This is a genomic window from Pseudomonas sp. B5(2017) (assembly GCF_002112825.1).
Classification (GTDB): domain Bacteria; phylum Pseudomonadota; class Gammaproteobacteria; order Pseudomonadales; family Pseudomonadaceae; genus Aquipseudomonas; species Aquipseudomonas putida_Z.
The window spans coordinates 180,661-193,614 of sequence record NZ_NEIR01000002.1 but is presented as its reverse complement, the minus strand read 5'-3'; the positions used below and the strand labels follow the sequence as shown (position 1 = coordinate 193,614).

At 64.3% G+C, this 12,954-nt stretch carries 12 protein-coding genes; 4 read left to right on the top strand and 8 right to left on the bottom strand.

What is annotated here, in order from left to right:
* The first annotated feature begins 65 nt into the window (after positions 1-65).
* The 3 genes from dbpA (at position 66) to yccS (ending at position 5,117) form a co-directional block, all read left to right on the top strand.
* Positions 66-1,403, top strand: coding sequence for an ATP-dependent RNA helicase DbpA (gene dbpA / locus CAG00_RS03615; RefSeq protein ID WP_230396947.1), 1,338 nt, complete (start codon positions 66-68; stop codon positions 1,401-1,403).
* 137 nt (positions 1,404-1,540) lie between these two features.
* Positions 1,541-2,722: an NAD(P)/FAD-dependent oxidoreductase gene (locus tag CAG00_RS03610; RefSeq protein ID WP_085663515.1), complete on the top strand. Its 1,182-nt coding sequence runs from the start codon at positions 1,541-1,543 to the stop codon at positions 2,720-2,722.
* A 211-nt stretch (positions 2,723-2,933) separates the two neighbouring features.
* Entirely contained in the window at positions 2,934-5,117 is a 2,184-nt protein-coding gene (gene yccS, locus CAG00_RS03605) for a YccS family putative transporter (RefSeq protein ID WP_085614703.1), read from the top strand.
* 131 nt (positions 5,118-5,248) lie between these two features.
* Here yccS and CAG00_RS03600 read toward each other — a convergent pair whose 3' ends face one another.
* The gene (locus tag CAG00_RS03600) at positions 5,249-5,986 is read right to left on the bottom strand and encodes an ABC transporter substrate-binding protein (RefSeq protein WP_085614701.1); all 738 of its coding nucleotides are present in this window, start codon (positions 5,984-5,986) and stop codon (positions 5,249-5,251) included.
* Between the two features lie 155 nt (positions 5,987-6,141).
* Here CAG00_RS03600 and CAG00_RS03595 point away from each other — a divergent pair, with 155 nt between their 5' ends.
* A complete protein-coding gene (locus tag CAG00_RS03595) occupies positions 6,142-6,594 on the top strand; it encodes a GNAT family N-acetyltransferase (protein ID WP_085663514.1) in 453 nt (150 codons plus the stop codon).
* 86 nt (positions 6,595-6,680) lie between these two features.
* On the opposite strand, the gene CAG00_RS03590 is transcribed toward CAG00_RS03595, so the two are convergent.
* From CAG00_RS03590 to CAG00_RS03560, 7 genes are all read right to left on the bottom strand, one after another.
* The gene (locus CAG00_RS03590; RefSeq protein ID WP_013974495.1) at positions 6,681-6,977 is read right to left on the bottom strand and encodes a helix-turn-helix domain-containing protein; all 297 of its coding nucleotides are present in this window, start codon (positions 6,975-6,977) and stop codon (positions 6,681-6,683) included.
* Positions 6,978-6,989: 12 nt separating this feature from the next.
* Positions 6,990-7,490 carry a M48 family metallopeptidase gene (locus CAG00_RS03585; RefSeq protein ID WP_085614697.1) on the bottom strand — a complete coding sequence of 167 codons (501 nt, stop codon included), beginning with the start codon at positions 7,488-7,490 and terminating at the stop codon, positions 6,990-6,992.
* Positions 7,491-7,529: 39 nt separating this feature from the next.
* Entirely contained in the window at positions 7,530-9,662 is a 2,133-nt protein-coding gene (locus CAG00_RS03580; RefSeq protein ID WP_085663513.1) for a bifunctional diguanylate cyclase/phosphodiesterase, read from the bottom strand.
* A 309-nt stretch (positions 9,663-9,971) separates the two neighbouring features.
* Complete coding sequence (fba, locus tag CAG00_RS03575; RefSeq protein ID WP_016712383.1) at positions 9,972-11,036, bottom strand: class II fructose-bisphosphate aldolase; 1,065 nt, start codon at positions 11,034-11,036, stop codon at positions 9,972-9,974.
* A 100-nt stretch (positions 11,037-11,136) separates the two neighbouring features.
* Entirely contained in the window at positions 11,137-11,466 is a 330-nt protein-coding gene (locus CAG00_RS03570; RefSeq protein ID WP_013974499.1) for an MliC family protein, read from the bottom strand.
* A gap of 63 nt (positions 11,467-11,529) precedes the next feature.
* Positions 11,530-11,781 carry a hypothetical protein gene (locus CAG00_RS03565; RefSeq protein WP_085663512.1) on the bottom strand — a complete coding sequence of 84 codons (252 nt, stop codon included), beginning with the start codon at positions 11,779-11,781 and terminating at the stop codon, positions 11,530-11,532.
* Positions 11,781-12,944 (bottom strand): phosphoglycerate kinase, encoded by a 1,164-nt coding sequence (locus tag CAG00_RS03560; protein ID WP_024087831.1) that lies wholly within the window; start codon positions 12,942-12,944, stop codon positions 11,781-11,783. Before CAG00_RS03560 ends, CAG00_RS03565 begins: the two co-directional genes overlap by 1 nt.
* Positions 12,945-12,954 lie beyond the last annotated feature (10 nt).

Here is a 12,954-nt window from a genome sequence, read left to right as displayed (position 1 = left end):
CAACGCAGGCCCGCCTCGTGACCACCGAATCCACCGCCTTTGCCACCTTGCCGCTGTCCACTGCCATGCTGGCCAACCTGGACGCCCTCGGCTATGCCTCGATGACACCAATCCAGGCCCAGAGCCTTCCGGTCATCCTCAAGGGGCAGGACCTGATCGCCCAGGCCAAGACCGGCAGCGGCAAGACCGCCGCCTTCGGCATCGGCCTGCTCAACCCGATCAACCCGCGCTACTTCGGTTGCCAGGCGCTGGTGCTGTGCCCCACCCGCGAGCTCGCCGACCAGGTGGCCAAGGAGCTGCGCCGCCTGGCCCGCGCCGAGGACAACATCAAGATCCTGACCCTGTGCGGCGGCGTTTCGCTGGGCCCGCAGATCGCTTCGCTGGAGCATGGCGCACACATCATCGTCGGCACCCCAGGGCGCATCCAGCAGCACCTGGACAAGGGCACCCTGGTGCTCGACGGGCTGAACACCCTGGTGCTGGACGAAGCCGACCGCATGCTCGACATGGGCTTCTTCGATGCCATCGCCAGCATCATCGGCAAGACCCCGTCGCGCCGCCAGACCCTGCTGTTCTCGGCCACCTACCCGGCCGGCATCAAGCAACTGGCCGCCGACTTCATGCGCAACCCGCAACAGGTCAAGGTCGAGAGCCTGCACGCCGACAACCAGATCGAGCAGCGCTTCATCGAAATCGACCCGCAACAGCGCCTCGAGGCCGTCACCCGCGTGCTCGGCCACTACCGCCCGCAGTCCTGCGTGGCGTTCTGCTTCACCAAGCAGCAGTGCGAGGATGTGGTCGCCCACCTGACCGCCAAGGGCATCGTTGCCCAGGCCCTGCATGGCGATCTGGAGCAGCGCGACCGCGACCAGGTGCTGACCATGTTCGCCAACCGCAGCAGCTCGGTGCTGGTGGCTACCGATGTGGCCGCGCGCGGCCTGGACATCGATGGCCTGGACATGGTCATCAACGTCGAACTGGCACGTGATGCGGAAATCCATGTGCACCGTGTGGGCCGCACCGGCCGTGCTGGCGAGAAAGGTATTGCGGTCAGCCTGGTGGCACCGGCCGAAGGCCACCGCGCCCAGGCCATCGAAGACCTGCAGAAGAGCCCGCTGCGCTGGGACCAGCTGGACAGCCTGAAGCACAAGGGCGGCGAGCCGCTGCTGCCGCTGATGAGCACCCTGTGCATCGCCGCCGGGCGCAAGGACAAGCTGCGCCCGGGTGACATCCTCGGGGCGCTGACCGGTGACGCCGGCATCCCCGGCAAGCAGGTGGGCAAGATTGCGATCTTCGATTTCCAGGCGTTCGTGGCCGTTGAACGGCCGCTGGCCAAGCAGGCCATGCAGCGCCTGAACAGCGGCAAGATCAAGGGGCGCTCCCTGAAAGTCCGTATCGTCTGACCTAATTTTGGGGCCGCGTTGCGGCCCTTTCGCGACACAAGGCCGCTCCTACAGGGGATCGCAAACTCCTGTAGGAGCGGCCTTGTGTCGCGAAAGGGCTGCAAAGCAGCCCCCAGCAATCCTGAAGAGGTAACACCGTGCACTCCACCGACGTGATCATCCTCGGCGCCGGCGCCGCCGGCCTGATGTGCGCCCAGCTCAGCGCCCGCCGTGGCCGCCGGGTACTGGTGCTCGACCACGCCAACAAACCGGGCAAGAAGATCCTCATGTCCGGCGGCGGCCGCTGCAACTTCACCAACATGTATACCGAGCCGGGCAACTTCCTCTCGCAGAACGCACACTTCTGCAAGTCGGCCCTGGCCCGCTACACCCAGTGGGACTTCATCGAGCTGGTGTGCAAGCACGGCGTGGCCTACCACGAGAAGAAGCTCGGCCAGCTGTTCTGCGACAACAAGGCCAGTGACATCCTCGACATGCTGCTGGCCGAATGCGATGAGGCCGGCGCCGAGATCCGCATGCACACCAGCATCGAGCAGATCGAGAAGACCGAAGGCGGCTACCTGCTGCAGACCAGCGGCGGCCAGTTCGCCTGCCAGTCGCTGGTGATCGCCACCGGCGGCCTGTCGATCCCGACCCTGGGTGCCACCGGCTTCGGCTACCAGGTGGCCCGCCAGTTCGGCCACACCCTGCTGCCGACCCGCGCCGGGCTGGTGCCGTTCACCATCACCGGGCCCCAACTGAAGGCACTGTGCACCGAGTTGTCCGGCACCTCGCTGGATTGCACCGCCAGCTGCAACGGCACCAGCTTCCGCGAGAACCTGCTGTTTACCCACCGCGGCCTCAGCGGCCCGGCAATTTTGCAGATCTCGTCGTTCTGGGAGGCCGGCGACACGGTCGAGATCAACCTGCTGCCCGACCGTGATGCACTGACCTGGCTGCAACAGATGCAGGCCGAACGCGCCAACGCCGAGCTGAAGACCGTGCTGGGCGAGGTGTTTACCCGCAAGCTGGCCAACCTGCTGGCCGAGCAGTGGTTCGAGTCCCGGCCGATGAAGCAGTACACCCCGGCGGAACTGGCACAGATCGCCGAAAAGCTGGCGAACTGGCAAGTGGTGCCGGCCGGCACCGAGGGCTATCGCACTGCCGAAGTGACCCTGGGTGGCGTGGATACCCGCGAGGTGTCGTCCAAGACCATGGAATCGCTGAAGAGCCCCGGGTTGTATTTCATTGGTGAAGTGCTGGATGTGACTGGCCACCTGGGCGGTTTCAATTTCCAGTGGGCCTGGGCCTCCGCCAACGCCGCGGCGCAGTTCGTGTAGAGTAGAATCCATTCAGCAGCACGGAACGCTTCTTGCTGGCCCGTGCTCAGTGTCGGAATTTGGGCCGCTTCGCGCCCCTTCGCGGGCACGCCCGCTCCCACAGAGTTCCGCGTATCCCCTGTGGGAGCGGGCGTGCCCGCGAAGGGGCGCGAAGCGGCCCCGGTAACCGTCTCTGAAAGGTATTTCTCTGATCACTGCCTAGCAGGCCATCATGTCATCGAGCTCGTTCCGTCAGTCACTGCGTCGCCTGTGGGGTCAAGACAAGTTCAGCTACAGCATCCGGGTCACCATCGCCCTCACCGGCAGCCTGGCCCTGTGCTGGTACCAGAACGAAATGGCCCTGCTGATTCCGCTGTTCCTCGGCATCATCGCCAGCGCCCTGGCCGAAACCGATGACAGCTGGCAGGGCCGCCTCAGCGCCCTGGCCGTCACCCTGGTGTGTTTTGCCATCGCCGCACTGGCGGTCGAACTGCTGTTCCCCTACCCGTGGGCATTCGTCATTGCCCTGGCCTTGGCGGCCTTCGGCCTGACCATGCTCGGTGCCCTGGGCGAGCGCTATGGCGCCATCGCTTCAGCGACCCTGATCACTGCGGTGTACACCATGATCGGCGTGGACCAGCGCGGCGGCCAGGTCACCGACTTCTGGCACGAACCACTGCTGCTGGTGGCGGGTGCGGCCTGGTACGGGCTGCTGTCGGTGCTGTGGCAGGCGCTGTTTTCCAACCAACCGGTGCAGCAGAGCCTGGCCAAGCTGTTCTTCGAGCTGGGCAGCTACCTCAAGCTCAAGGCCAGCCTGTTCGAACCCGTCCGCACCCTTGACGTCGAAGCCCGGCGCCTGGAACTGGCCCAGCAGAACGGCAAGGTGGTGGCGGCACTCAACGCAGCCAAGGAAATCATCCTGCACCGGGTGGGCAACAGCCAGCCGAACTCCAAGGTCAGCCGCTACCTCAAGCTGTACTTCCTGGCCCAGGACATCCATGAACGGGTCAGTGCCTCGCACTATCCCTACAACGCCCTGACCGAGGCTTTTTTCCACAGCGACGTGATGTTCCGCTGCCAGCGCCTGCTGCGCAAGCAGGGCTCGTCCTGCCAGGAACTGGCCCGCTCGATCCGCCTGCGCCAGCCGTTCGTGCTGGCCAGCGGTTATCCCGAAGCCCTCGAAGACCTCAACGCCTCGCTGGAACACCTGCGCATGCAGAACAACCCGGCCTGGCGTAGCCTGCTTCGCTCGCTGCGGGCGCTGGCGGCCAACTTGGCGACGCTCGACCGCCTGCTCAGCGCCGCCAGCAACCCGGACAGCCTTGCCGACACCAGCGATAGCAGCCTGCTCGACCGCTCGCCACGCTCGCTGAAGGATGTGTGGACCCGCCTGCGCACCCAATTGACTCCGACTTCGCTGCTGTTCCGCCATGCCCTGCGCCTGCCGCTGGCGCTGTCGATCGGCTATGGCATGGTGCACCTGATCCACCCCACCCAGGGCTACTGGATCATCCTCACCACGCTGTTCGTGTGCCAGCCCAACTACGGTGCGACCCGGCGCAAGCTGGTGCAGCGGATAGCCGGCACCGCCGTCGGCCTGACGGTGGGCTGGGCATTGTTCGACCTGTTCCCCAACCCGGTCATCCAGTCGTTGTTCGCCGTGGTCGCCGGGGTGGTGTTCTTCGTCAACCGCACCACCCGCTACACCTTGGCCACGGCCGCGATCACCCTGATGGTGCTGTTCTGCTTCAACCAGATCGGCGATGGCTATGGCCTGTTCCTGCCGCGCCTGTTCGATACCCTGGTCGGCAGCCTGATCGCCATCCTCGCGGTGTTCCTGTTCCTCCCCGACTGGCAGGGGCGGCGGTTGAACAAGGCGCTGGCCAATACCCTGGCCTGCGCCAGCGTGTACCTGCGGCAGATCATGCAGCAGTACGCCCACGGCAAGCGCGATGACCTGGCCTACCGCCTGGCCCGGCGCAACGCCCACAACGCCGACGCGGCGCTGTCCACCACCCTGGCCAACATGCTGATGGAGCCGGGGCATTTCCGGAAGGAGGCCGACGTCGGCTTCCGCTTCCTGGTGCTGTCGCATACCTTGCTCAGCTACCTCTCGGGGCTGGGCGCGCACCGCGACACCGCCTTGCCGGCGGAGGTGCAGGAGCAGTTGATCGAAGGTGCCGGGCAAAGCCTGGCCAGCAGCCTGGACGAGATTGCCAACGGCCTGGCCGCGCGCCTGCCGGTGGCGATTCACAGTGATGCCGAAGAAGCGCTGGCCAATGCCCTGGAGCAGATGCCGGAAGAGCTGGACGAGCACCAGCGGCTGGTGCAGACGCAGTTGGCGTTGATCTGCCGGCAGCTGGGGCCGCTGCGGACCCTGGCAGCGCATTTGATCAAGGAAGGTGCACCGGCCTGAGTTGTACTATCGCCTGTGCCGGCCTCTTCGCGGGTGAACCCGCTCCCACAGGAACCCCACAAGTTTCCAGTCCTGTGTAATACCTGTGGGAGCGGGTTTACCCGCGAAGAGGCCAGAACAGGCGATATAGATCAGAAGCCATGCTGGCGCATGAGCCGCGCATAGCTGCCATCCGCCTTCATCGCTGCAATCGCCTGCTCGAACCGCTCGACGATCCGCGCATGCTCCGGGTTTTTCAGGCTGACCAGGATATGCAGGGTGTTCTCCCCCAACGGCGGCTCCACCAGCATCACCCCATCGCGTACCTCAGGCAGTTCGCGCTGCAAGTTGTAACGGGCCACGTACTCGTCTTCCACCGCCAGGTCCACCCGCCCCGCCGCCAGCATGCGTACCGCAGAGGGAAAGTTGCGCACCGCCACCTTGTGCAGGCGGGTGTCGCGGTCGAACTCGGGGGAATAGGCGTAATCACGCACCACAGCGATGCTGTAGGGATACAAGTCTGACTGGCGCTTGTAGCGAAACGCCTCGCCCTTGCGTTGCAACAGGCGAATGCGGTTGACCAGGTAGGCTTTGGAAAACTGCCCGATGCTGGCGCGCGAGTCGTTGTACCAGGCGTTGATCAGCACGTCGTAACGCCCCTCGCTCACCCCCAGCAGGGCCCGCGCCCACGGTGCCTCTTCGACCCCACTGGTGTAGCCGGCCCGGGCCAGCGCCGTGGTGACGATGCTGGTCGCCAGGCCACCGCCCGGCATGCTGGCATCGGTGAACGGCGGCCAATTGTCGGCCACCAGGCGTAGCTTTTCGTAACCCGGGGCGGGTGTTGCAAGCATCATTGCCAGCAACCCCAGAACACAAAGCAGTGGCCGCATGCTCACGTCCTTTCGCAATGGAGGGCACACACTGCCGACGAGATTACACAAAGCCGTCGCCGAGGGCAGCGGCCAATAGTGTCATTTAGCCTCTATTTTGGCCGTGACCCATACATCATGCGATGATCGACGGCCCACTCAAGGAGTTCGCGCCAATGTCCATCGACTGGCTCTGCAAGCACCACACCGATCTCAGCAAGGACCAGCTCTACGCCATTCTGCAATTACGCACTGAAGTGTTCGTGGTCGAGCAGCGCTGCGCCTACCAGGAAGTCGATGGCCAGGACCTGACCGGCGATACCCTGCACCTGATGGGCTGGCAGGATGACAAGCTGGTGGCCTACCTGCGCCTGCTCGACCCGCAATCCCAGGGTGGGGATGTGGTGATCGGGCGGGTGGTGACTGCACTTGCGGCGCGCGAGCTGAAGCTGGGGCACCCCTTGCTGCTCAAGGGGTTGGAGGCAGCGGAGCATTGCTGGCCTGGGGTGCCGGTTTACCTGTCGGCGCAGGCGCACTTGCAGGGGTTCTATGCCCAGCATGGGTTCGCGGTGGTGGGCGAGGAATATCTTGAGGATGACATTCCGCATATCGGGATGCGCAAGGGTTGAGATCGCCGGGGGTGCTTCGCACCCCTTTCGCGACACAAGGCCGCTCCTACAAGGGAACGCGATTACCTGTAGCAGCCCCCAGTGGATCAGGGATACCCCAGCACTTCGCGAACCTGCCGCAGGTGCTGGATGATCCACTGCTTGTCGATCGCTCCCCAGTCATGAATGCGGTAATGCCCGGCGTGGTTGCGCGCGCCTTCCTGCTGTTCGAACTCGCAGACGATATCCAGGTCGGCCAGCGCCGCAATGGTGTCCTGGGCGGTGCGCCGGGGCATGCCGGTGGCCTCCATCAGGGCCGGCACGCTGGTCGCGGTCTGGCTGTCGATCAGCCAGGCCACGTACAGGCGGCGGTAGAAGCTGCTCTTGGTCTTGCTCACTTCCATGCTGCGTGGTCCTTAACAGTTGCCCGGCAGCTCCCGATAGGTCAGGTAGACGCGCAGGTCGAATTCCAGTTGGTGGTAGTCCGGCTCCATGTGCTGGCAGAGCTGGTAGAACGCCTTGTTGTGGTCGCGCTCGCGCAGGTGTGCCAGTTCGTGCACCACGATCATGCGCAAGAATTGCGGCGCGGCCTCCTTGAACAGCGAGGCAATGCGGATTTCCTTCTTCGCCTTGAGCTTGCCGCCCTGCACCCTTGATATCGCCGTATTCAGGCCCAGGGCCCGATGGGTCAGGTCGAGACGATTGTCGAACAGCACCTTGTCCAGGTTCGGCGCGCTGCGCAGGTATTGCTGGCGCAAATCCTGGGCATAGCCATACAGCGCCTTGTCGTTCTGCACGTCATGGCGGTCGGGGTAGCGGCGCTGCAGGTACTCGCCCAGGCGGTCGCTTTCGATCATCTCCCGCACCTGTTGCTGCAGGTGCGGGGGGTAGGCTTGCAAGTATCGTAATACGGTCATGGCGCTGCATTCGGTGTAACGAATGCCGATTCTAGCCAATCACGGCCCCGGCCAGGAGAAAATCGCCGGGAAGCTGCTGGCATCCGTGGCGGTCATCGGGTATGCCACCAGGAACCCCTGCACGTACTCACAGCCATTGGCCTTGAGCCAGGCCGCCTGGGCCGGGGTTTCCACCCCCTCGGCGATCACCGTGATGCTGTAGTCGGCGCACAGGCCGATGACGCTGCGCACCAGCGCGGCATCCACCGCCGAGTCGGGCAGGCGCGCGACCAGGTGGCGGTCGAGCTTGAGGGTATCGATCGGCAGGTCGCGCAACATGCGCAACGAACAGTCGCCGGCACCAAAGTCATCCAGCGCCACCCGCATACCCAGCTCGCGCAAGCGGTGTATCTGTTTCACCGCCGCATCGATGTTGTACATCAGCGAGGTTTCCGCCACCTCCACTTCCAGCTGCGCCGGGTCCAGCTGGTAAAGCTGGATGACCCGGTGCAGTTCGTCGACCAGGCTTGGCATGGCGAACTGCGCACGGCTCAGGCTGATACCCAGCACCAGGTCCGCCGGGAAACGCTGGCACCAGGCCTGGCGCTGAGCCGCGCCCTGGCGGTAGATCCAGCTGGCCAGGCGGTTGATCAGGCGCGCCTCTTCCAGCAACGGGATGAACAGCCCCGGCGGCACATCGCCGACACTGGGATGCTGCCAACGCAGCAAGGCCTCGAAGCCACGCAAGCGGCCATCGTTGAAGCCAACCTGCGGCTGGTAAACCAGAGTGAAGTCTTGCTGCTCCACGGCCGTGCGTACGCTGTCCTCGAGCATCAGCCGCGAACGCGCCCGGCCGTTGAGCTCCTGATCGTAGAAGCGATACTGCTGGCGCCCCGCCTGCTTGGCCGCGTACATCGCCGCATCGGCCGCACGCAAGAGGCCTTCGACATTGGCGCCGCAATCCGGATAAGTGGCGATACCGATGCTCACCCCAAGGCTCACATCCAGCCCTTCCACCTGGTGGCTGATGGAAATACGTTCCAGCAACCGCTCGGCATAGCGCCCGGCCTGCTCCGGGTAAGGCAGGCTGTCGAACAGTGCGGTGAACTCGTCCCCGCCCATGCGCGCCAGCAGCGCTTCACTGCCCAGGCAATCCTTGAGCTGTTCGGCTACCCAGTGCAGCACCCGGTCGCCCGCGTCGTGGCCGAGCGAGTCGTTGATGCGCTTGAAGCCATCCAGGTCCATGTACATCAGCGCCTGCGCCTTGTCCGAACGCTCGTTGCGCAGCAGCGCACCTTCGGCGGCCTGGTAGAACCCGCGGCGGTTGAGCAGGCCGGTAAGCGGGTCGGTGACGGCCTGGTACTCCAGCTGCTGGTGCAGGTTGCGCACCACCGACATGTCCAGCACGGTGACCACCATGGCCTGCTGTTCTGCCGGCAGTGGCGCACAGGACAACGCCACCGGCACCAGCTCGCCGCCCAGGGTGCGCAGCTGGGCATCATGCACGCGGAAGATGCGCCGCCCCAGGTAGGCCTGGTAGAAGTCCGATTCGTTCCACAGGCTGGCACTGGTCAGTTGCACCAGGTCGAGCAGATGGGCGCCCTGCAACTCCTGCACCGGCGCTGACAACAAACGGGAAATGGCCGGGTTGGCAAAGCTGATGATGCCTTGGGCATCCACCACCAGAATGCCCTCGGCGGCGTTCTCCAGGATCGATGCGTTGAAGGCCCTGGCCGCTTCCAGCTCGCGGGTCAGCCGCTGCAGCATGCGCCGGTTGCGCTGCTGGTCGAGCAGGGCCTGGACCTTGGGCTTGAGGATTTGCGGGTCGAACGGTTTGAACATGTAGTCCACGGCGCCGCTGGCGTAGCCCTTGAGCACGGCCGCTTCGGACTGTTCGTTGGCGGTGAGGAAAATGATCGGGGTCAGCCGGGTACGCTGGCTGCCGCGCATCAGCCGGGCGACTTCGAAGCCGTCCATCTCCGGCATCTGTACATCCAGCAGGACCAGGTCGACATCGTGCTCGAGCAACGCGCTCAGGGCTTCCATCCCCGAGTTTGCCGTCAGCACCTGCCAATCCTGACGGGCCAGCAATGCCCGCATGCTGATGAGGTTTTCGGGGTAATCGTCTACCACCAGAAGAACCGAGCTGCCATCCAGTGGCTGAGGTTGGGGGTGAGGGTGAGCGCCATCCATGCTGCTTCTCTATTATGTGACCGACTTCAAGATACGGTTGGATCCACTAGTACTCTAGACCTGAGCGGATAACACGCAATGCAATCAGAACGCTATCAGTGCCTCAACTATACGGTAGCCGACTAACGGTCGCTTTGCCGGGAATATGTGCCGCCCTCTTCGCGGGCATGCCCGCTCCCACATGGAGGGTTTGCATGCTCCCTGTGGGAGCGGGCGTGCCCGCGAAGAGGCCATCACAGATGCAAGGTTCTAACACCCAAAAATGAAAAAACCCGCATCGCTGCGGGCTTTTTCATTAATGCCAGAAGATCAGTTGACCTTGGCGGCCAGCTCACCTTTCAGGTAGCGCTGGTACATGCCTTCCAGGGAGATCGGCTTGATCTTCGAGGCATTGCCAGCGGTGCCGAAGGCTTCGTAACGGGCGATGCACACGTCACGCATGGCCTTGACGGTTTCACCGAAGAACTTGCGCGGGTCGAACTCGCTCGGGTTCTGCGCCATCAGGCGGCGCATGGCGCCGGTGGAAGCCAGACGCAGGTCGGTGTCGATGTTGACCTTGCGCACGCCGTACTTGATACCTTCGACGATTTCCTCGACCGGTACACCGTAGGTTTCCTTGATGTCGCCGCCGTACTGGTTGATGATCGCCAGCCACTCTTGCGGTACCGAGGACGAACCGTGCATCACCAGGTGGGTGTTGGGGATGCGCTTGTGGATTTCCTTGATGCGGTCGATGGCCAGCACGTCACCGGTTGGTGGCTTGGTGAACTTGTAGGCACCGTGGCTGGTACCGATGGCGATCGCCAGGGCGTCGACCTGGGTCTTCTTGACGAAGTCGGCAGCCTCTTCCGGGTCGGTCAGCATCTGGCTGTGGTCCAGCACGCCTTCGGCACCGATGCCGTCTTCTTCACCGGCCATGCCGGTTTCCAGCGAACCCAGGCAGCCCAGCTCGCCTTCTACCGAAACGCCGCAGGCGTGGGCCATGGCAACGGTCTGCTGGGTAACGCGGACGTTGTACTCGTAGTCGGTCGGGGTCTTGCCGTCTTCACCCAGCGAGCCGTCCATCATCACCGAGCTGAAGCCCAGCTGGATCGAGCGCTGGCAGACGTCAGGGCTGGTGCCGTGGTCCTGGTGCATACACACCGGGATATGCGGGAATTCTTCGATGGCCGCCAGGATCAGGTGACGCAGGAACGGGGCACCGGCGTATTTGCGGGCACCGGCCGAAGCCTGGACGATCACCGGGGAGTCGGTCTTGTCGGCCGCTTCCATGATGGCGCGCATCTGCTCGAGGTTGTTGACGTTGAAAGCTGGTACGCCGTAACCGAACTCGGCGGCGTGGTCCAGCATCTGGCGCATGCTAATGAGTGCCATTGTGTATCTCTCTCCCGACAAGCGTCGTTTGTTTCGTGCAAGCCTGCCGCAGGGGCGGTTGCTGTTCAAGTAGTCTGGGCCACCCTCGCGGCCCGGCCAGTCACGGTGCCTTGCAGCCCCGCCCAATCAGATCGTTGGTTGCCACCCAGTACACCAGGCCTTCTTCGCCCTTGGTATGGAAGGCCAGCATGCCATCGCTGTACAGCGCACCCGAGGCACCCGGCTCGGCCTTGAGCCGGTAGACCTGGTCGCCGCCACCAAGGCGCACATCGACCTGGTCGCGCTGCGCATCGGCGAAGCGCCACAGCACTTCAGCCTGGGTGTCGCAGACCCAGCGGGTCCAGTCGTCTGCCGGGGCGGGTTGCGCCGGCTTCAGCAGCGAGCATCCTGCCAGTGTCGCCAGGGCCGTCACGGCCAAAAGCGCTTTCATTAAATATCCTCTAGATGACCACGCAGCGGTCACTTGGTTGCCCGGCCCGACGAAATGCCGGGTTCAAGGGCAACCCGGCGCCTTGCGCTGGTGGTCTTCGTCGTACTTTTCCAGGCCTTCCGGGCCCACGCGCTTGCTGATGACCGGCACGGTCTCGGCCTGCCACTCGGACTGGTAGCAACCGCCCCTGGGCGGCTGCGCCGGGTCGGCATCCGAGGCCGGGCTGCCGGCGCATGCGCTCAGCAGGCCAGCCAGCATCATCACAGGCAATTGCTTGACCATCAGGCCGCTCCCTTTGCCAAGCGCCGACGTCATCAGGCCTTGGCCCGCTCTTCCAGGATTGCCACGGCCGGCAGGACCTTGCCCTCGACGAACTCGAGGAAGGCGCCACCACCGGTAGAAATGTAGGAGATATCGGCGCCAACGCCATATTTGTCGATGGCTGCCAGGGTGTCACCGCCACCGGCGATGGAGAACGCAGCGCTGTCGGCGATGGCCTTGGCCAGCACCTTGGTGCCGTTGCCGAACTGGTCGAATTCGAACACGCCGACCGGGCCGTTCCACAGGATGGTCTTCGACGACTTCAGCAACTCGGCGAAATTGGCAGCGGTTTGCGGGCCGATGTCCAGGATCATGTCGTCAGCGGCAACGTCGGCAATGGCCTTGACGGTGGCTTCTGCGCTCTCGGCGAACTCTTTGGCAACCACCACGTCGACCGGCAGAGGCACGCTGACCTTGGCGGCGATGGCCTTGGCGGTGTCGACCAGGTCAGGCTCGTACAGCGACTTGCCCACCGGGTGGCCGGCTGCGGCCAGGAAGGTGTTGGCAATGCCGCCACCGACGATCAGCTGGTCGCAGACCGAGCTCAGGCTGTTCAGCACGTCCAGCTTGGTGGAGACCTTGGAGCCGGCAACGATGGCTGCCATCGGCTTGGCCGGGGCCTTCAGGGCCTTGCCCAGGGCATCCAGCTCGGCTGCCAGCAGTGGGCCGGCAGCAGCGACCTTGGCGAACTTGGCAACGCCATGGGTCGAACCTTCGGCACGGTGGGCAGTACCGAAAGCGTCCATGACGAACACGTCGCACAGAGCGGCGTATTTCTGCGCCAGCTCGTCGGCGTTCTTCTTCTCGCCCTTGTTGAAGCGCACGTTCTCGAACAGTACCAGGTCACCAGCCTTGACCTCGACACCGTCCAGGTAGTCGGCAACCAGCGGTACGTCGCGGCCCAGGGCCTTGCTCAGGTAGTCGGCGACCGGCTTGAGGCTGTTCTCGGCAGAGAACTCACCCTCGGTCGGGCGGCCCAGGTGCGAGCAGACCATTACCGCCGCGCCCTTCTCCAGGGCCAGCTTGATGGTCGGCAGCGCTGCCAGGATACGCGCGTCGCTGGCTACCACACCGTCCTTCACAGGCACGTTGAGGTCTTCGCGGATCAGTACGCGCTTACCTTGCAGGTCGAGGTCGGTCATCTTCAACACGGTCATGAATGCAGTC

What these genes read in the sequence shown, in the direction of transcription:
- dbpA (WP_230396947.1), top strand. Translation starts at nt 66, where the DNA reads ATGCTGGCCAACCTGGACGCCCTCGGCTATGCCTCGATGACACCAATC.
- yccS (WP_085614703.1), top strand. Translation starts at nt 2,934, where the DNA reads ATGTCATCGAGCTCGTTCCGTCAGTCACTGCGTCGCCTGTGGGGTCAA.
- CAG00_RS03600 (WP_085614701.1), bottom strand. Translation starts at nt 5,986, where the DNA reads ATGCGGCCACTGCTTTGTGTTCTGGGGTTGCTGGCAATGATGCTTGCA.
- CAG00_RS03595 (WP_085663514.1), top strand. Translation starts at nt 6,142, where the DNA reads ATGTCCATCGACTGGCTCTGCAAGCACCACACCGATCTCAGCAAGGAC.
- CAG00_RS03590 (WP_013974495.1), bottom strand. Translation starts at nt 6,977, where the DNA reads ATGGAAGTGAGCAAGACCAAGAGCAGCTTCTACCGCCGCCTGTACGTG.
- CAG00_RS03585 (WP_085614697.1), bottom strand. Translation starts at nt 7,490, where the DNA reads ATGACCGTATTACGATACTTGCAAGCCTACCCCCCGCACCTGCAGCAA.
- CAG00_RS03580 (WP_085663513.1), bottom strand. Translation starts at nt 9,662, where the DNA reads ATGGATGGCGCTCACCCTCACCCCCAACCTCAGCCACTGGATGGCAGC.
- fba (WP_016712383.1), bottom strand. Translation starts at nt 11,036, where the DNA reads ATGGCACTCATTAGCATGCGCCAGATGCTGGACCACGCCGCCGAGTTC.
- CAG00_RS03570 (WP_013974499.1), bottom strand. Translation starts at nt 11,466, where the DNA reads ATGAAAGCGCTTTTGGCCGTGACGGCCCTGGCGACACTGGCAGGATGC.
- CAG00_RS03565 (WP_085663512.1), bottom strand. Translation starts at nt 11,781, where the DNA reads ATGACGTCGGCGCTTGGCAAAGGGAGCGGCCTGATGGTCAAGCAATTG.
- CAG00_RS03560 (WP_024087831.1), bottom strand. Translation starts at nt 12,944, where the DNA reads ATGACCGTGTTGAAGATGACCGACCTCGACCTGCAAGGTAAGCGCGTA.